Source organism: Thauera sp. (assembly GCF_035444905.1).
In the GTDB taxonomy this organism is placed as follows: domain Bacteria; phylum Pseudomonadota; class Gammaproteobacteria; order Burkholderiales; family Rhodocyclaceae; genus Thauera.
On record NZ_DAOMPS010000068.1, the window covers coordinates 1 to 18,062 of the forward strand.

The window sequence follows — 18,062 nt, forward strand, 5'->3', positions numbered from 1 at the left end:
ACTGATGAGGATGACGACGACGATTGATGATGAACGCGTAGCTGCGGGAGCCCTGCCAGGCACCCGCCGCTCGTCGCTTTTGATGGACTGCAGACATACGGACGGCAGTCACGTACAGCAACCGTCGCCCAGTAAGAACCCGCCGTAAATCAGCTAGCATGTCGGGTCGGTGACCATAGCCTGAGTCGCCTCGGTATGCGTCCCTCAACAAGAGTCCGGCAGTGCTCGATGGAAAAAAATAAAGAAGAATCAATCCCGCACCGTCGCCCCCCTATGTGACAAGCCGGCGCCGAAGCCGCCGAGCGGAGAACTCCGGCATTTTCGAAAATAGCCCAGAAGGAATGCACCCATGCCCGATGATCTGTCTCTGTTGAAAGAGCCGGCCTTTGCCGAGGCACTAGACGCTCTTGATGACCTGCTAACACAAAGCGGCAAAGCGTTCCTTATTGGCGCTGGTTGCAGCAAGTGTGCGGGGCTGCCTCTCATGGCAGAGCTCACGGACAAGACGCTCGCAAGCACAAAGTTGAGTACCACAACAAAGACAGTTCTCGCGGCCATCCAAGGACTATTCGCCGGCGCACATGCCGCGAATATCGAGGACTACTTGAGCGAGTTAGTCGATCTGGTCGCAATAGCTGAACGACGTGGTGGCCGCGGTGCAACGAATCACACCGCCACGCTCGGCGGAGCGAGCTACACCGCAAAGCAACTTAAGGACGCGGTAGATGAAATCAAATCAGCGATTGCCGACGTGATAGATGTTCCCGTGTCGATGGATGTTCATTTGAAGTTCATCGAAGCCGTGCATCGACCCTCGCGGCCGGGCAGAACGGGGGCGGCGCGCCCCGTTGATTACCTACTCCTGAACTATGACTCGCTGATCGAGAACGCCCTTGCGCTTCAGAAGGTGCCTTACGCCGATGGGATGAATGGTGGCAACAGCGCTTGGTGGGACATGGCAACCTTCGAAGCTGACGGGCTTTCAGCTCGCGTCCTAAAACTCCATGGTTCGATTGATTGGACCGAGGTGCCGGGTGATATTCATCCGCGGAGAATCGACAAGAAGCTGAAACTTCCAACCGGTAACGATCAGAAGGTTCTAATCTGGCCAGCTTCCACGAAATACCGGGAAACGCAGCGAGACCCGTATGCCCAGCTATCCAACCTAGCGCGTCGCGTTCTTCGCCCCCCGTCCGGCACGCAGACCGTGCTAACCATCTGCGGTTACAGCTTCAGTGATTCTCATATAAACATCGAAATCGAGCGAGCACTTCGTGAATCAGGAGGTGAGCTGACCGTCGTCGTCTTCACTTTCGACGAAGCGCCAAGTGGTGACCTCAAGCGGCTTCATGACGACAAGCACATTAGCGACCAAATACGAATCTACGCACGAAAGGGTTTTTTTCATGGAGCAACGTCGGCGATATCCGCAGACGATCTGCCGTGGTGTAAATTTGAAAACATTACGCGGCTACTTGGGGGCGAACGATGAGCACTGAACCTCACAATCCGAACGATCCAATAGAGAACTTAGCAATCGGGACGATCATCGAAGTCGACGGCTCTCGCATCGTCGCGGAACTTAATCCGGGGATTACCGAACTGTCCCGCATCTTTGGAGGTGATACATACCCCATCGGGCAATTTGGTTCGATAGTGAAGATCCACTTTGGTCGGAGGATCATCTTCGCCTTCGTCGGGCGACTCAGAATGAAGGCGGAATATGAGCTTGAGCGTGGCGTTGCGGCGCAAGCGACAAGCGACGAGCGTGTCATTGAAGCAGATCTATTTGGTGAAGGTGAGTGGCTGCGGGACGCAACCGTCACTCCTGCTCGTTGGGACCTAAAGTTCGACCGAGGCGTAGCAACCTATCCGCTCCCGCAGCAGACCATTTACCTCACTCCAAAACGTGAGCTTCGTTTCATCTACGGCCACGGGAAAGGCCCCGCAGTCCATCTTGGCGAACACGTCGGAGCTGGCGGGACGAGATGCTATGCCGAAATGAATGAACTGTTAGGAAAACATACAGCGATTCTTGGTTCTACAGGCGCAGGAAAATCAGGAACCGTCGCCGCAGTTCTTCACAGTTTGCTTGAACGCGGGACCGAGGCAGGCTTGACGAACTGGAAGCCGCGGATCGTCGTTCTTGATCCGCACAACGAATACTCAGCGGCATTCCCGGACCATCAAAAGCTCTCTACAGATGACGGTTCATTGCGTCTCCCATATTGGCTTCTAAATTTTACCGAAACAGTAGCGCTGGTGATTGGGAAGACTGAGTTCGTAGCCACTTCGCAGGCCAACATCGTGAAGACGGCGCTGTTAACGGCGAGAATCGAAGGCGCAACGGCTTTGGGCTTAGATCCCACGAAAATCACTGTTGATTCGCCAGTGCCATACAAGCTCTCAAAATTAATAGCGGGGATTGAAGCCGACAAGCCGCCGCAGGCCAGCAAGCAAGACTCCCACAACTCCATCTTGGAGAAGCTCGATGCATTGATTCGCGATGCACGACTCGCGTTCATGATGAAAGAGTGGGATGGGGCGGCGCAGGATCCCTTTCCATCGATTCTGAACCAGATTGCCAGTGACGGCAACCAACCTCGCATCGTCGATCTTTCCGGGGTTCCTAACGAGGTCGCTGGCGTTTCGAGTGCCGTAATTGCCAGAATTCTGTTCAACTTGAAGGTCTGGCAGACTGCGGATGAACGGCAAAATGATCCGGTCTTGCTGGTTTGCGAAGAAGCACACCGCTATGTCCCGAATCGTGGCGAGGCTCAATATGAAGCTGCTCAAGAGGCTATTCGTCGAATTGCGAAGGAAGGTCGAAAGTATGGATTGGGACTTCTCTTGGTTTCGCAACGCCCGAGTGAAGTTGAAGCTACGGTGCTATCGCAGTGCAACAGTTGGATCATTCTCCGGATCACAAATGACGCCGACCGGGAGCATGTCCGCGCGATACTTCCCGACTCGATGGCTGGCCTCACGAAAATGCTTTCTGGGCTGAGACGTCAAGAAGCCATCTTTGTTGGCCAGGCAGCAATTCTTCCGTCGAGGATTCTGGTCCGCACACTGACACCGGAGCAATTACCGAGGTCGAACGACATCGATTTCGATAAGGGCTGGCAGGCGCCCCCTATAACCGAAGCACAGCTTGGGACCATCGCGAACAGATGGCGTTATCAAACCAAATGAGACAAAGCAAATCATTCCGCCGAACCTACAGGAAGATGCAGTTAACGCTGTACTGATGCAAGTCGAGTTGCTATTTCAGCGTAGGCAATAGCGCGAGCAAGGGTCACTGGGGCAGAGTGGTTGAGCACCTGGCAGCGACGGGAGAATGCTGGCCGGCGGCTTTAAGATCGGCAAGGAGTCACGCTTGTAGCATTCGTCATTTGGCTGCTTAGGGTCGAAAGGGTGAGTAGCGTTTTTCGGTAAGTGGTCATCCAAGGTCGTCGGCTCAGGTTTTTCCGGCGGACCGAATCGAACGGCTGCAATGTGACGAGGTGCCGACTGTCCAAGCGCAGGCCGCCAATGGCCGTTCAGGCCGAAATGCCGCCCGTCGCCTTGTTGCAGGCCAAGCCCACCGTAGGGCCCTCAACAACCGGCAGCGCTCCAGCCCGCTAGGAGCGGTTCAGCCTTTCCCCGGTCGCATGCGCACCGCCACCATGACGGCAAGGCCGAAGCTCAGCGCCAGCAGCAGGAAGGCCTGCGCATAGGCCAGGAAGACGCCATCGGCCGCCGCGCCGTGCGCAGTCGTGCGCCACTCGACGAACACCGCCACCACCGCCACGCCGAGCACGCCGCCCAGCTGGCGGGTGTAGTTGCTGACCATCGACGCCTGGCCCAGCCGCGCCGGTGCGACATGGGCCATGGTCGCGACCATCAGCGCCGGCACCGTCAGCCCGAGGCCGAGGCGCCCGACCAGGCTGAAGCCGACAACCTCGGCGTAGCTGATCGCCCCGCCCCGCCAGGCGAACAGCACGAAGGACAGCCCGAACAGCGCCAGCCCCCATACCGTGATCCAGCGCGGCGAATAGCGATCGGTGAGCACGCCGGCAAGCGGAATCACCACCGCGAGCAGGATGCCCGAAGGCAGCAGGGCCAGGCCGGCGTAGGTGGCGTCGTAGCCGAGCGCGCTCTGCAGGAAGACCGGGATCAGGTAGGTGGAGGCGTAGAGGCCGAAGCCGTACACGACGGTGACCAGCGCAGCCATCGCGAAGCTGCGCTCGGCGAACAGCTCGAGCGACACGATCGGCGCCGACGCCCGCCGCGCATGGCGTACGAAGGCCAGCGCGCACAGCACCGACAGGCCGAGCAGCGCCAGCGTGCGCGGCGCGAGCAGGCCATGCCCGCGCAGGCTGGCGATGAAGTCGATCGCCAGCAGCGAGGCGGCGCACAGGATGGCCACGCCGAGCCAGTCGAAGCGGTGGCCCGGCGACGGCTCGTGGCGCGGCAGGAGATACAGGCCCAGCACGCCGGCGACCACGCAGAACGGCAGGCTCATCAGGAAGATCGAGGGCCAGCCGAAGCGGTCGAGCAGGACGCCCGCCAGCGCCGGCGCGACCGCCGGTGCCAGCACGATGCCGAAGCCGAGCAGCCCGTGCGCCCGCCCCTGGCTGCCGGCCGGGAACAGGCGCATCACCGCCAGCATCGGCAGCGGTTGCAGCAGGCCCGCGGCCACGCCCTGCACGATGCGCATGGCTACGACGAAGCCGAAGCTGTCGCCCAGCGCCCCGGCGACGCTGCTCAGCCCCAGCAGCAGGTTGGCGCCGAGGAAGAGGCGGCGGAAGCCGATGCGGTCCAGCACCCAGGGCGTGGGCAGCATGGCGACGGTGAGCGCCGCCATGAAACCGGTGATCGCCCACTGCACCTGATGCTGGCCGAGGCCGAAGGATGCGCCCAGCGCCGGCACGGCGACGTTGAAGCTGGTCGTTGCAAGCACCGCGGCGATCGTGCCGAGCCCGACTACCGTCAGCGCCAGCCACTTGAAGGCCTCGCCGTGGCGGGCGAGCAGTTCCTCGCGTGGTCGGGGCTGCGGCAGCCAGCGCATCGTGCCCGCCCGCCTCAGTCCGCGAACCGCCTGCGTGCCCTGCCCTCGCCGGCGGCGAGCGCACGCTTGCCGCCGGGAGGACGCGCGCCGCCGGCCGCCATCGATCAGGCCTCGACCGCGCTCAGGTCGCCATAGCGCTGCACGTGGAAGTCGCCATCGCCGAGGCTGGCCTGGGCGACTCGGATGCGCTTGAGATGGAGGCCGACGTCGAGCTCGTCGGTGACGCCCATGCCGCCGTGCATCTGCACCGCCTCGCGGCTGATGCGGTGGGCGGCGTCGCCGGCCTTCCACTTGGCGAGGCTGGCCATGCGCGCGCGCGCGGCGGCGTCGAGCGCCGGGTCATCCATCGCCGCCAGGCCGGCCATCACCGCGCTGCGTGCGAGCTGCAGGTGCGCGTAGCACCACGCGGCGCGGTGCTGCAGGGCCTGGAAGCTGCCGATCGGCACGTCGAACTGCACGCGCGTCTTCAGGTACTCGACGGTGGTGTCGAACAGGCTCTGCGTCGCGCCGAGCAGCTCGGCCGCCAGGCACACCCGGCCACGATCGAGCGCCGCGTCGAGCGCAGCGAAGCCCTCGCCTTCCGCGCCGAGCAGCGCCGCGGCGCCGACGCGCACTTCGTTCAGCACCAGCGTGGCGTGGTTGCGCGAATCCAGCGTCTTCATCGGCGACACCTGCACGCCCGACGCATCCGCGACGACGACGAACAGGCTGATGCCGCCCTGCTCGCCCGCCTGAGCGCCGGTGCGCGCGGCAACGATGAAGGCGTCCGCCCCAACGCCGTCGGCGACGAAGGCCTTGGTCCCGGTCAGCACATAACCATCACCGTCACGCGCGGCGCGCAGCGCGACCGCGCTCGGGTCGTGGCGCGGCGTCTCATCCACCGCCAGCGCAATGCGTTTGTCGCCACCGATCAGCGCCGCCATCCACTCGGCCTGCTGCGCTTCGGTGCCGGTGAGCTCGATCACCGAGCCGCCGAGCACGATGCTCGACAGCAGCGGCGAGGCCGAGAGGTTGCGGCCGATCTGCTCGAACACCGCACCCAGGCCCTTGCAGCCGAATTCAAGGCCACCGAGCGCTTCGGGAAAGGGAATCGCGCTCCAGCCCATGTCGACCATCTCACGCCACAGCGCGGCGTCGAAGCCGGCGGCGGAGCCCCCTGACGCACCCTCGTCGCGCAGCTTGCGCTGGGCGGTGACCGGGCTCTTCGCCATCAGGAACTCGGCGGCGGTGTCGGCCAGCAGTTGCTGCTCTTCGGAATAAACCAGACTCATGACACCCTGCTCCTCACTTGCCCTGCTTGCCGGCGCCGCCGCTGTTGCCCTCGGGCAACTCCAGCACGCGCTTGGCGATCACGTTCAACTGCACCTCGGACGAGCCGCCGGCGATGGTCTGCGCGAAGCTGCCCAGCCAGGCCTTGGTGATCGCCAGCTCCTGCGGCTCGAAGCCCTCGCCTTCCCAGCCCAGCGCGCGGTGGCCGAGCACGTCCACCAGCACCTCGAACTTGTCCTTCTCCTGCTCGGAGTGCACCAGCTTCATGATCGACATCAGCCCGGACACGTTCTTGCGCGCGCGCGCCTCCTCGCCCATGCGCTGGGCGGTGAGGCTGTAGGCCATCTCGTCCATCGCCATCGCGTAGGCGCGCTGGCGCAGCGCGACGTCGGCCGGCGATGACGCATCCTGTGCCGGCAGGTACTTGCCGGCGATCGACAGCAGGTCGAAGTGGGTCGGCAGGCTGAACTCGCCGAACTTCGACATCGCCCGCCGCTCGTGCTGCAGCAGCGCCTTGGCCAGGGTCCAGCCGCCGTTGAGCGGGCCGATCAGCTGGCGCTTGGGCACCTTCACGTTGTCGAAGAAGACCTGGCAGAAGGACGACTTGCCGCTGATGAGGTCGATCGGCCGTGCCTCGATGCCCGGCGACGCCATGTCGACCACCAGCAGGCTGATGCCCTGCTGCTTGGGCACGTCGGGGTTGGTGCGCACCAGCATGTACATCCAGTCCGACTTGTCGCCGTAGGAGGTCCAGATCTTGGTGCCATTGACCACGAAGTGATCCCCGGCATCGACCGCGCTGGTCTTGAGGCTGGCGAGGTCGGAGCCGGCGTTGGGCTCGGAGAAGCCCTGGCACCAGCGGATCTCGCCGCGCGCCATCGGCGGCAGCAGCTCGCGCTTCTGCTCTTCCGTGCCGAACTCCAGCACCACCGGGCCCAGCATCCAGATGCCGAGGTTGATCTGCGGCGGACGGCAGCGCAGGCGGCGCATCTCGGACTCGAGCACCGCGTTCTGCTCCGGGCTCAGCCCGCCGCCGCCATACGCGGCCGGCCAGTCGGGGCAGAACCAGCCCTTGTCGCGCATGCGCTCGAACCACAGGCGCTGGTCCGCGTTCTTGAACTCGACCGTGCGCCCGCCCCACACCAGCTCGCCGTCGGGCATCGCGGTGCGCATCGATTGCGGGCAGTTGGCCTCGAGCCAGGCCCGGGTCTCGCGGCGAAAATCTTCGAGGGTGCTCATCTTCTGTTCCTGTGCGGGGTTCAGCGCGAACGCGGCATGCCGAGGCCGAACTGTGCCACCAGTTCGCGCTGGATCTCGTTGGTGCCGCCGCCAAAGGTCAGCGTGACCGAGGCGCGCACCTCGTACTCGAGCTCGCCGAGCAGGGCCGCGGCGGCCGAGCCTTCGCGCACCAGGCCGCTGGCGCCGACGATCTCGGACAGCTTGCGCAGGATATCGACCACCGACTCCGAGCCGTACACCTTGGTGGCCGAGGCCAGCGCCACGTCCATGTGGCCGCGCTCGAGGTCGGCGGCGATCCGGAAGTTGATCAGCCGCATGGCTTCGATCTTGGCGTAGCACTCGGCGAGCAGGCTGCGCACCCAGGCCGCATCGACCGCGCGGCGGCCGTTCTCGTCCTGGGCCTTGGCCCACAGCAGCACGCGGCGGAACAGGGCGACGACCTTGTCCGACCACGAACCCAGGCCGAGGCGCTCGTGGTTGAGCTGGGCGGTGATCAGCTTCCAGCCGCCGTTGAGCTCGCCGACCAGCATGTCCTTGGGCACCTTGACGTTGTCGTAGTAGGTGGCGGCGGTGGGGTTGCTGCAGGTCGGGATGACGGTGTGCGAGAAGCCTTCGGCCGTGGTGTCCAGAATCAGGATGGACACGCCCTTGTGACGCGGCAGGTTGGGGTCGGTGCGCGCGGCGAGCCAGACGTAGTCGGCCGCCTCGGCGCCCGAGGTCCACAGCTTGTTGCCATTGACCACGAAGTGGTCGCCTTCCAGCCGCGCGCTGGTCTTGAGCGTGGCGAGGTCGGAGCCGGCTTCCGGCTCGGAATAGCCGATGGCGAACATGATCTCGCCGGCGGCAATGCCGGGCAGGAACTTCTTCTTCTGCAGCTCGGTGCCCGCCTCCATCAGCGCCGGACCGACCGTGCTGATGGTGACGAAGGGCAGCGGCGCGCCAGCGATGTTGGCTTCCTCGAAGAAGATCAGCTGCTCGGTGGCGGCATAGCCCTGGCCGCCGTGCTCCTTGGGCCAGCCCACCGCCAGCCAGCCGTCCGCACCCATCTTGCGGATGGTGTTGCGGTACAGCTCGCCGCCTTCCTTGCCGCGCAGCTCGCTGCGCAGCTCGGGGGTCATCAGGGTCTGGAAGTAGTCGCGCACCTTCAGGCGCAGCGCGTGTTGTTCCGGGGTCAGATCGACGAACATCGTTCGTTCTCCTTCGCTCAGGCGACGCCGAGGATGAGGCCGCTGGTGGGCACGCCGGTACCGGCGGTGACCAGCACGTTCTCGACATCGGCCACCTGGTTGGCCGCGGTGCCGCGCACCTGGCGCACCGCCTCGGCCACGCCGTTCATGCCGTGGATGTAGGCTTCGCCCAGCTGGCCGCCGTGGGTGTTGATCGGCAGCTTGCCGCCGCGGGCGTGCTCGCCGGCGCGGATGAAGTCCTTCGCCTCGCCGCGCTTGCAGAAGCCGAACTCTTCCAGCTGCGGCAGCACGAAGGGGGTGAAGTGGTCGTAGATCACCGCGGTCTGGAAGGCATCGGGACCGAGGCCGGACTGGGCGTAGAGCTCCTTGGCCACCACGCCCATCTCCGGCAGGCCGGTGATGTCGTCGCGGTAGTAGGAGGTCATGCTCTGCTGGCCCTCGGTGATGCCCTGCGAGCCGGCCTTGATGATCACCGGCTTCTGCTTGAGGTCGCGGGCGCGCTCGGCCGAGGTGATGACCATCGCCACCGCGCCGTCGGACTCCTGGCAGCAGTCGAGCAGGCGCAGCGGCTCGGCGATCCACTTCGAGGCCTGATGCTCTTCGAGCGTGATCGGCTTGCCGTAGAAGAAGGCGGCCGGGTTGGTGGCGGCGAAGTCACGCACCGCCACCGACACGCGGCCGAAGTCCTCGCTGGTCGCGCCGTATTCGTGCATGTAACGCTGGGCGAACATGCCCACCCAGGCGGCCGGGGTGTGGAAGCCGTAGGGCATGTACCAGCCGTAGTTCACGTTCTCGAAGATCGGCGTCGAGCCGAAGCCGTAGGTGCCGGTACCGAAGCGGTACCAGGAGCGCTCGTTCATCGCACGGAACACCACCACCACCTTGGCCAGGCCGGTCGCCACCGCCATCGCGGCATGCACCACCGGCGCGCAGGCGGCGCCGCCGCCGTGCGGGATCTGGGAGAAGAACTTGACGTTCTTGCAGCCGAGCAAGCGCGCGATCTCGTAGTCGGGCACCTTGTCCATGGTGTAGGACGAGAAGCCCTCGACCTCGGAGGGATCGATGCCGGCATCGGCGAGCGCGGCCAGCGTCGATTCCATCGCCAGGCGCAACTCGGTGCGGCCGGAGTTCTTGGAGAATTCGGTCGCGCCCAGGCCAACGATGGCGGCGCGGCCGGAAAGGGACATATCCGTCATGAGTTCGGTTCTCCGCGTGTCAGGGCAGCACCAGCGTGGCCGAACCGGTCACGTGGCTGCCCATCGAGTTCTTGCCCTTGAGCGCGACTTCCACCTCGCGGCGGGCCGCGTCGGTGCGGACGACCTCGCCGCTGAAGGTCATGGTGTCGCCCGGGTAGTTGGGCGCGCCGAGCTTGATCTTGAGATCCTTGAAGCGCGCCGCCGGACCGGCCCAGCCCTCGATGAAGCGCTGGGTGAGGCCACTGGTGGTGAGGATGTTCATGAACACGTGCGGCGAGCCGAGCTGCTGGGCGGCCTCCATGTCGTGATGGCCCGGGAAATAGTCACGGGTGGCGATCGCGGTCGAGGCAATCAGCGTCGTCGTGATCGGGATCGCCAGTTCCGGCAGCGCCTCGCCGGGGCGCACGTCGTCAAAGCGCTTGCTGTTCTTCGAGGTCATATTTCCATCCCAGCTTGTCGTTGTTGGCGAGCCAGTCGCCGAGTCGTTCGAGCGTGGCGGCGCTGCCGCCCAGGGTGATGCCGAGCGCGCGGCTCCAGTACAGGTAGCGGTGGATCGGGTAGGTCAGATCGACACCGATGCCGCCATGCACGTGCTGCGCCTTGTGGCCGACGAGATGGCCGCACTCGGCCGCGAGGTACTTGACCGCCAGCGCCTCGGACGGCGACGGCAGGCCGGCGTCCAGGCGATACACGAGCTGCCAAAGCGCGGAGCGCAGCGCCTCGATCGCGATGTGGGCGTCGGCCATGCTCATCTGTACCGCCTGGAAGGTGGCGATGGCGCGGTCGAACTGGCGGCGCTCGTTGATGTACTCGACCGTGCGGCGCACCTGCTCGACGCTGACGCCCAGCTGCAATGCCGCGATCGCGGCGATCGCGCGCTGCTCCAGCCAGGGCAGCGCAGCCTCGGGCAGCACCGCGTCGGCGGCCAGGCGATGAGCGCGGAAGCCGAGGTCGGCGACCGCCTCGCGGTGTGTGAACACGCCGGGCACTTTCTCGATGCCCGCGTCGCGCAGATTCACCGACACCAGCCGGGGGCCGTCGTCGGTCTCGGCCAGCAGCAGCGCGCGGCACACTTCCGCACCCAGCGCCACGGCGGCGACCTTGCCGTCCAGCACCCAGCCCTCACCCTCGCGGCGCGCCTTGAGCGCGACGCCGTGGGCACGCGCTGCCGCACCGAGCGACAGCGTGATCATCAGCTTGCTCTCGGCAGCGGCCGCAGCGATCTCGGCACCGTTGGCACCACCGAAGCGCGCCAGCGTGGCGGCGGCGAGCTGGTGGCGCCACAGCGGCACATGGCCGAGGCCGCGGCCCTGGGCCTCGAGCACCAGCATCAGCTCGGTCATGCCGAGCCCGGTGCCGCCCGCTTCCTCGGGAATCGCCAGCGCATGCAGGCCGGTTTCCACGCACTGCTTCCACAGGTCGGCCATGAAGGGCTCGCCGGCGGTGTCGAAGGCGCGCAGGCGGTCGTCGGTGCACAGGTCGCCGAACAGGCTGCCCGCCATGTCGGCGATGGCGCGCTGGTCGTCAGTCAGTTGAAAATCCATGCTCGTCTCCTCAGGCCGCAACCGGGCGGAACATCGGCAGGGTCAGTTCGCCGTCGTCGAAGGACTGGAACTCGACCTGCACGCGCTGGCCGATCTTGATCTCATCGCGCTTGACGCCGACCAGGCCGGCGATCAGGCGCACGCCCTCGTCGAGCTCGATGAGGCCGATCGGGTTGGGGTGCTCGAAGGGCGGCACCTCGGGGTAGTGCATCACCACGAACGAATACAGGCTGCCCTTGCCGGACGCCTCGACCGTGTCCCAGTCGAAGGAATGGCACTTGATGCACACCGGCGCCGGCGGATGGCGCAGCGTGCTGCAGCAGGTGCAGCGCTGGATCCGCAGCTTGCCGGCCTCGACGCCTTCCCAGAAGAAGCGGGTGTCGTCGCTGACGCCCGGCTTCGGGCGCTTGAACTTGGGCACTGCCGGGGCCGCGCCCTTCTCGACCGGCTTGGGCACGTTGGCGGGGCGGAACTTGAAGACGCGGAACAGCAGCTGGCCGACCTTCTCGTCACCTTCTGGCTTCTGCGAGAAGAAGCTCATGATCAGGGTGACGAAGTAGCCGGTGCCGAGGGCCGTGGTCTTCTCCTCGCCGACCGCATCGAGGCGGGTGGTGTAGTAGAGCTTCTCGCCCAGCTTCACGTAGCGCTCGAAGCTGAGGTCGGAGTTCACCGCCACCACCGAGGGGAAGCCGTGCGCCTCGAGGGTCTTCAGCACCTCGTAGGGGTTCTCGTCGGTCGAGCCCGGCGCATAGTTGTTCATGTGCAGGCCTTCTAGACACCAGGCCTGCAGCATCGCCGGCGGCGCCACGATGCCGCCGAATTCGGTGGTCGCGGCATAGTCCGCGTCGAGGTAGAGCGGATTGTCCACGCCCATCACCTCGCACCACTGCCGGATCATCGGCGCGTTCACCTCGTCCCAGGCGTAGACGCGACCGTACTCGCGACCCACCTTGGCACGCACTTCGGACATCCATTCCTGTTCAGCCAAGTTCGTCTCCTGCGGTTGTGTGAGGCGCCGAGCCGATGCTGCCGCGCCTGCTGGACCCTGCTGCGAGCGGAGCCCTCATCGCGGATGAGGCCGATCCTTTACGCAGCGCTTGTAGCGAGTCTAAGAGCAGGGCCCTCCGCGGCACTTCGTCTGAACGGACGATGGACAAGGCAAGCGAAACCCGACATTCGGCAGCGAACCGGGTGCCAATCGCCGGCGTTCGTTTCCGAGCTCGCTTTAGTCCCATCGGACGATGTGCCCCCACCCCCCGGGAACGACCATCCGCCCGACAGAACAAGGCGGCGCGCATCCGCATGCGCTGCATACGGAGACAGCCAATGGATTCACGTACCGACACGCGCTCAGCCTGGGCTGTGTATGCCGCGCTGCTGTTCGGCACCTTCATCACCATCGAGGCCGCCGCCTTCCAGGCCCCTGCGCTGCCGAGCGTGACCCGGCATTTCGGCATTCCGGTGAACATGTCGGCGCTGATCCTGATCCTGTATTCGCTAGCGCTGACCGTGTTCGCGCCGATCATGGGCCGCCTGGGCGACCAGTACGGGCGCAAGCGGGTGATCACGATCGGCATGCTGGTGTTCGCTGCGTCGGAGTTCGCCGCCGCCTGGACGCCCAACTTCGCCTTCTTCCTTGGCGCGCGCTTCGTGCAGGGCCTGGGCGCGGCCTGCATCCTGCCCGGCGTGTTCGCCTACGCGGCCCACCTGTTCCCGGACAACAGGCGCGGCATGGCGCTGGGCATCCTCGCCTTCACGATGACCTTCGGCGCGGCCTCGGGCGGGCTGCTCGGCGGCCTGCTCATCGACCGCCTGGGCTGGCCCAGCGTGTACTGGATCAGCGGCGCGCTGACCCTGATCGGGCTCATTCCCGTGCGCCTGCTGGTGCCCGAGATCGCCCCGGCCAGGCAGCAGGGCGCCTTCGACTACACCGGCGCGATGCTGCTGTTCGCGGTGATCGCCGCCCTGCTCTCGCTGCCCACCTGGGCGACCAACTTCGGCAAGGAATCGCCGATCACCTGGGCGATCGTGATCGTCGGCATCAGCGCGCTGGCGATGCTGTGGCGGCACAGCAAGCGCACCCCGAATCCGGTGATCGACCTCGGCATCCTGGCGCGCGGCGCCTTCGCCACGCCTTCGGCGATCTACTGGCTGCACATGATCTTCTCCAGCGGCATCGTCTATTCGCTGGCCTTCTTCATCAACAGCCGCCCGGGCGGCACGGCAGCGCAGTTCGGCTTCGTCACCCTGTTCCTGTACGGCAGCGGGCTCATCAGCTCGCTGATCGCAGGCAAGCTGGTCGACCGCATCGAACCGCGCGTACTGGTCATCATCGCCATGCTCGCCAGCCTGGGCGGCACCCTGCTCTTCCTCAACATCGACGTCACTACGCCGCTGTGGATGGTGATCGCGGTGGCCTGCATCATGGGCCTGTCAATCGGCTGCAACACCCCGGCGATCATGAAGCTGGCGCTGGGCGCGGTGCCCGCCAAGAACATGGGCGCCGGCAGCGGCCTGTTCAGCATGTTCCGCGACCTCGGCAGCCCCACCGGCTCGTCACTGTCGCTGGCGGTGTTCGGCGCCAGCCTGGCCTACGCCACCCAGGCTGCGATCAGCCGTCAGACCGCCGCGCTCGGCCTCGATCCGGCAAGCCTGGAGGCGCTGGCACGCGCTGCCGGGAGCCGGGCGCGCGAGGTGCCAGCCGAGGTCACCGCCCGCCTGGGCGAAAACGGCCTGTCGGCCGAGGCCGTGCTCTCCGAGGCGAACGTCGCCGGCCTGAACGCCGCCCTCACCAACGTAGGCTACATGCTGCTCGGACTGATCGGGCTGGCGCTGGTGCTGAGCCTGCGACTGGCGCGCACGCGCGCGGCAGCGGTGACAGGGGAAGCGCAGGCGCGGATGGGCTGAGGGGGCTGCTTGCGAAGGGCGAGGTCGCGGAGTCCACCGCAGTTGGGGGCGGAGGGCTCACGGGGCTGGACAAATTACGATGCCGAGAGGCAGTCGCCCTTGATCGTGAAGTGGGTACCGTGTGCCGAACTGGGTTAGAGCAGCATCGTTGATTGCTGTAATGACGGGCGCGACGAAACTTGACGCAGAGGGCTGCTGGTCGACCATCTAAACAAAGCCAGACCATCTAGACCATTGCCGCCGTTCAAAGCGACAACCTGTCCACCGTAAGGCGGCAACTCCAACTTCAACTCCACTGTGCCCAAACGACTGCACCTCATCCTTCAGCCCAATACAGCCTTGCAGGGCACAGTGCTCGCGATGCCACTGACGTCGTATTTCCGCATTGACAACGGCGCAGCCGTAACAGGGACGGCTTGTGAGTGTTGGTCTGCGCGCACTGATCCGCTCAGACGCTTGGAGATATCCTGCGTGCGAGAGACATACTCACCTCCAAACGATATGCTATATATTCAAGCAGCAAGACCGATCTTGGTAGGCATGCCGTTACAGTCGGGGGAGCACGATGATCAACGATGCACGTGCATGGGGCGGCCAATTCGCAATAGTGACACTCTGCATTGTCACTTTGACTGGTGGCTGCAGCACTGAGCGCCTCTTGATCACCCTGTTCGAGAATCACGAATACGTCGGCCAGACCTTATCACGCCCTCTGACGGTGGCTAATGCGCGTGGAACTTTCTTGCTTGGGGCTAGCCGCCTATTTTACCCCGATGGCGTTCCCTCCGACCCCGACCTCCTTCCGGACCTGACTGCCAAGCAACTGAAGGAGATAGAGAATCTACTGGATAGCGTGGTCACGAGAGTGGACGCGACGCGGCTGCGCCATGCTGCACTCCTATCGCGGGCCCATCCAGAGTTGCGCCCCGTGCCAGGCAAGCTAAACATCACCGTCTTGAACCAGGGCAAATCTGTAGCGGCGATTGAAGGATCGGGACGCCTGTTCGTCGATGTGAAGGTGGTCCAGGCAATCTACAGGTCTGCGCTCCTCAGCACCCTTATCGATGACGTTGGCAATGGGTGGTGGTCATTCCCGTCTATTGCCCCCGCAATAGACGAGTTCGACCAGAAACTTATCGAGGACACAACCGCTGATATGTCGAAGGAGCAACTCGCTTTCTCGCGCTTTGCGACATTCAGCTCGGAACTGGAGAAGATGTCATCGCTGCAACCGTTGAGCGATATGAGCGGTTTCGCCAAGGGAGCTAGAACGGTGGGCGATGGAGACCTGCTAGAGCGTTCGATGGCCGGCACGTTCGGGGTGTTGCAGACGCGCCTTGCCGACATGGCGATCATCGAGCGATCTCGCGCACTGGAGAAATCCTTTCTGGGTGCGATCGCGTTTTTCGCTGCACATGAACTGGCCCACCTAGCCTTGGGCCACTTCCCAGTCACGCTGCAATGTACCGAAGCACAAAGCCGCGAGTTCGATGCGGATAAGTATTCCGTATTGCTCAACGCCATTGCAAATTTTGACTCACTGCCAAGGTTAACCCTGCGCCCGGACGGGACAGCCTCAGGAAGAAGCGCACAGGCTCTGGTTGCGCTGAGTTCTACCGTTTCAGACCACGAGCACTTCTTTCGCCATGCCTATGGCCTCGCCAATTTCGATAGTGCCCTCGGCTCCATCCCAGGTTGTATCTACCCCCCGCAGGACGAACGCAACAAGAGCGTACAGGCATACGCGGATATGATCATAGACGCCATTCAACACGCACTCTGGATTGATGCTTTGCGTCACTCAGGCATGGTCCTTCCCCAGGATCTCTTTCAGTCGCCGTTTGAGGACTACTTCGAGAAAGTTACCGCACCGCCGACTGATGCAGACGTTTCGATCATCGAACGCGCACGGCTAGCCGCAAGCCACCATGATCTATTGCGCGATATCTTCTTCACCTACTTCGGCACAGAGCACACAAGGGCCAATCGATGAAACGCGCGATAATTACTGTGTGCTGTCTTCCGGTACTTTTGGCGGCCTGCAGTGGTGCCGGCATATTCAAGGAAGCCTATTCGGAGGCAGAATGGACCTTTATACAACCCTATTATTATCCGCTAGCCGGCATCGGCGGTGGGGCAATTCTCGGAAAGGTCCGGATTCCGGAGAACCGTGAAACTTCGATTGCTTCGCAGACGTTGGTGCAGGCACTACAGGATCTTCAGTTGAGCGTGGTAGAACCTACGCTGGAGCTCGACGCGATAATTCCTCCGCGTACCCCCTGGGAAACCGATATCGCCCCTATTCCCGCCGAGCTCGTTGCGTCATACAACCAGTCCTTTCCGAACCTGACCCTGCGGCCGGCGATCTACGGAATCGCCTACGACGGCGAACACGATACAAGCGAAAACATTTTCCGCTACCGCATTTCTGCACGTCTGTACTCGCGTGGCGCACTTTCGAGATGGTCGCAGGTTGACGGTGACCGCTACTCGGGAAAGTTCTTCGTAGACCGCCTCGTCGAGTTGCTGCAAACGCACATGAAAATCGTAGCCGAGGCCCAGCCGTGATGACGCGGGCAGCCCTCACCGCTGTCTGGGTAGCAAGCTTTCTTGCCGCGGTGCTAGTCGTCGAGTCCTATTTCATACGGACAACGGTCAATGGGATTCCATTCCTGCTTCCGGCAGACCGGGTAACAGTGTATACCCTCATAGGCGCGATCTACGGAGCTAACGTCGGTGCGGCGCTCGCCTGTTGGTTCATTAAGCCATTCCCGCTTCCGAAGAGTGTCGCATTTGAGCGCTTCGTGAACAGACTGGCCGTGGTGCTCACCGTGGCATACAACCTGATCCTGCTATACCTGCTTGGTCAGGGACATCTCGACCAGAGCGAACCGATCGACACTCTGCTCGAACGGGTAAAGATCATCGGCGGACTGCTTGCCTTCCTGGCCATGCCGATCAACGCTTACTATTTCAGCACGGCACGAAGCGATTGAGCCAGGGGCACCGTCACCCGAATTCCCAACAGGCATAGTGTGACTGACATCATCCCAATGAACTATTGACAGAAGATCGCTTATGAATCGATGGCCGTCGCCCGCCAGGGCCATCGCACTCGAAAGTTACTACGGATGAATCCCGACCATTTTCATACGGATATCGTCATCCCAGGCCGCCCGCTTGCGCTTGAGTCGCAGGCTCGTCTTGGCGGTATCGGTCTTGTCCGCACGAATCAGGTTCAGCACGATCTTCTTGAGCAGCGAGAGGTTCTGCGGCGCGTTGTCCTTGCGGATCATGCAGTAGTCCTCGCCGAAGCAGACGTCGAGCATCCAGTGCACCGGGGTTCGACACTTAACCCCGATTTTCGCCCCCTTTTCGGAAAGTGCCTTCAGCACCGGCGCGGGTTTCAAGGCCATGATCGCAAAAGTGCTGTGGTGGCACGTTTGTAACAGCCACCTTCAAACTTGACGAGGCCTTGTGCCTGGGTAGAGTGGCGGCATGCACGTCAAGCTCACCACCTCCGGAGGCCGCCGCTACGTCCAACTCGTCGAGTCCTATCGGGACGAAGCGGGACGGGTGAAGAAGCGCACCGTCGCCACGCTCGGCCGCGCCGAGCAGGTCGATGGTTCGCTCGACGCGGTGATCAACGGCCTGCTGAAGGTCACCG

At 63.8% G+C, this 18,062-nt stretch carries 15 protein-coding genes and 1 pseudogene; 7 read left to right on the forward strand and 9 right to left on the reverse strand.

Annotation, left to right across the window (positions count from 1 at the left end; all coding sequences use genetic code 11):
* The first annotated feature begins 349 nt into the window (after positions 1–349).
* Positions 350–1,492, forward strand: a complete 1,143-nt coding sequence (locus PLC66_RS19880) for an SIR2 family protein (RefSeq protein WP_324543739.1) — start codon at positions 350–352, stop codon at positions 1,490–1,492.
* Positions 1,489–3,195 (forward strand): ATP-binding protein, encoded by a 1,707-nt coding sequence (locus tag PLC66_RS19885; protein WP_324543741.1) that lies wholly within the window; start codon positions 1,489–1,491, stop codon positions 3,193–3,195. Before PLC66_RS19880 ends, PLC66_RS19885 begins: the two co-directional genes overlap by 4 nt.
* Positions 3,196–3,634: 439 nt before the next feature.
* On the opposite strand, the gene PLC66_RS19890 is transcribed toward PLC66_RS19885, so the two are convergent.
* From PLC66_RS19890 to PLC66_RS19925, 8 genes are all read right to left on the reverse strand, one after another.
* Positions 3,635–5,053 carry a DHA2 family efflux MFS transporter permease subunit gene (locus PLC66_RS19890; RefSeq protein ID WP_324543743.1) on the reverse strand — a complete coding sequence of 473 codons (1,419 nt, stop codon included), beginning with the start codon at positions 5,051–5,053 and terminating at the stop codon, positions 3,635–3,637.
* A gap of 104 nt (positions 5,054–5,157) precedes the next feature.
* Positions 5,158–6,324, reverse strand: coding sequence for an acyl-CoA dehydrogenase family protein (locus PLC66_RS19895; RefSeq protein WP_324543746.1), 1,167 nt, complete (start codon positions 6,322–6,324; stop codon positions 5,158–5,160).
* A gap of 13 nt (positions 6,325–6,337) precedes the next feature.
* Positions 6,338–7,561, reverse strand: coding sequence for an acyl-CoA dehydrogenase family protein (locus PLC66_RS19900; protein ID WP_324543748.1), 1,224 nt, complete (start codon positions 7,559–7,561; stop codon positions 6,338–6,340).
* A gap of 20 nt (positions 7,562–7,581) precedes the next feature.
* On the reverse strand, positions 7,582–8,748 hold the full coding sequence (locus tag PLC66_RS19905) for an acyl-CoA dehydrogenase family protein (RefSeq protein WP_324543750.1): 1,167 nt from the start codon (positions 8,746–8,748) through the stop codon (positions 7,582–7,584).
* Between the two features lie 17 nt (positions 8,749–8,765).
* On the reverse strand, positions 8,766–9,944 hold the full coding sequence (locus tag PLC66_RS19910) for a lipid-transfer protein (protein WP_324525350.1): 1,179 nt from the start codon (positions 9,942–9,944) through the stop codon (positions 8,766–8,768).
* A 19-nt stretch (positions 9,945–9,963) separates the two neighbouring features.
* A complete protein-coding gene (locus tag PLC66_RS19915) occupies positions 9,964–10,383 on the reverse strand; it encodes a MaoC family dehydratase (protein WP_324543752.1) in 420 nt (139 codons plus the stop codon).
* Positions 10,355–11,488, reverse strand: a complete 1,134-nt coding sequence (locus PLC66_RS19920) for an acyl-CoA dehydrogenase family protein (protein ID WP_324543754.1) — start codon at positions 11,486–11,488, stop codon at positions 10,355–10,357. The genes PLC66_RS19915 and PLC66_RS19920 overlap by 29 nt, the downstream gene beginning before the upstream one ends.
* Before the next feature lie 10 nt (positions 11,489–11,498).
* A complete protein-coding gene (locus tag PLC66_RS19925) occupies positions 11,499–12,476 on the reverse strand; it encodes an OB-fold domain-containing protein (protein ID WP_324543756.1) in 978 nt (325 codons plus the stop codon).
* 338 nt (positions 12,477–12,814) lie between these two features.
* Here PLC66_RS19925 and PLC66_RS19930 point away from each other — a divergent pair, with 338 nt between their 5' ends.
* From PLC66_RS19930 to PLC66_RS19945, 4 genes are all read left to right on the forward strand, one after another.
* Positions 12,815–14,395, forward strand: a complete 1,581-nt coding sequence (locus PLC66_RS19930) for an MFS transporter (RefSeq protein ID WP_324543758.1) — start codon at positions 12,815–12,817, stop codon at positions 14,393–14,395.
* Between the two features lie 658 nt (positions 14,396–15,053).
* Complete coding sequence (locus PLC66_RS19935; RefSeq protein WP_324543761.1) at positions 15,054–16,388, forward strand: hypothetical protein; 1,335 nt, start codon at positions 15,054–15,056, stop codon at positions 16,386–16,388.
* The gene (locus PLC66_RS19940; RefSeq protein WP_324543763.1) at positions 16,385–16,963 is read left to right on the forward strand and encodes a hypothetical protein; all 579 of its coding nucleotides are present in this window, start codon (positions 16,385–16,387) and stop codon (positions 16,961–16,963) included. Before PLC66_RS19935 ends, PLC66_RS19940 begins: the two co-directional genes overlap by 4 nt.
* A complete protein-coding gene (locus PLC66_RS19945; RefSeq protein ID WP_324543765.1) occupies positions 16,963–17,391 on the forward strand; it encodes a hypothetical protein in 429 nt (142 codons plus the stop codon). Before PLC66_RS19940 ends, PLC66_RS19945 begins: the two co-directional genes overlap by 1 nt.
* Positions 17,392–17,520: 129 nt before the next feature.
* Here the strand turns inward: PLC66_RS19945 and PLC66_RS19950 are convergent.
* Positions 17,521–17,733 (reverse strand): annotated as a pseudogene (locus PLC66_RS19950) (transposase); the annotation flags it as partial.
* Between the two features lie 160 nt (positions 17,734–17,893).
* Between PLC66_RS19950 and PLC66_RS22990 the strand changes: the two are divergent.
* Positions 17,894–18,062: IS1634 family transposase N-terminal domain-related protein (locus tag PLC66_RS22990; protein WP_503012248.1), on the forward strand; the 169-nt coding region annotated here is incomplete at its 3' end.

What these genes read in the sequence shown, in the direction of transcription:
- PLC66_RS19880 (WP_324543739.1), top strand. Translation starts at nt 350, where the DNA reads ATGCCCGATGATCTGTCTCTGTTGAAAGAGCCGGCCTTTGCCGAGGCA.
- PLC66_RS19885 (WP_324543741.1), top strand. Translation starts at nt 1,489, where the DNA reads ATGAGCACTGAACCTCACAATCCGAACGATCCAATAGAGAACTTAGCA.
- PLC66_RS19890 (WP_324543743.1), bottom strand. Translation starts at nt 5,053, where the DNA reads ATGCGCTGGCTGCCGCAGCCCCGACCACGCGAGGAACTGCTCGCCCGC.
- PLC66_RS19895 (WP_324543746.1), bottom strand. Translation starts at nt 6,324, where the DNA reads ATGAGTCTGGTTTATTCCGAAGAGCAGCAACTGCTGGCCGACACCGCC.
- PLC66_RS19900 (WP_324543748.1), bottom strand. Translation starts at nt 7,561, where the DNA reads ATGAGCACCCTCGAAGATTTTCGCCGCGAGACCCGGGCCTGGCTCGAG.
- PLC66_RS19905 (WP_324543750.1), bottom strand. Translation starts at nt 8,748, where the DNA reads ATGTTCGTCGATCTGACCCCGGAACAACACGCGCTGCGCCTGAAGGTG.
- PLC66_RS19910 (WP_324525350.1), bottom strand. Translation starts at nt 9,944, where the DNA reads ATGACGGATATGTCCCTTTCCGGCCGCGCCGCCATCGTTGGCCTGGGC.
- PLC66_RS19915 (WP_324543752.1), bottom strand. Translation starts at nt 10,383, where the DNA reads ATGACCTCGAAGAACAGCAAGCGCTTTGACGACGTGCGCCCCGGCGAG.
- PLC66_RS19920 (WP_324543754.1), bottom strand. Translation starts at nt 11,488, where the DNA reads ATGGATTTTCAACTGACTGACGACCAGCGCGCCATCGCCGACATGGCG.
- PLC66_RS19930 (WP_324543758.1), top strand. Translation starts at nt 12,815, where the DNA reads ATGGATTCACGTACCGACACGCGCTCAGCCTGGGCTGTGTATGCCGCG.
- PLC66_RS19940 (WP_324543763.1), top strand. Translation starts at nt 16,385, where the DNA reads ATGAAACGCGCGATAATTACTGTGTGCTGTCTTCCGGTACTTTTGGCG.
- PLC66_RS19945 (WP_324543765.1), top strand. Translation starts at nt 16,963, where the DNA reads ATGACGCGGGCAGCCCTCACCGCTGTCTGGGTAGCAAGCTTTCTTGCC.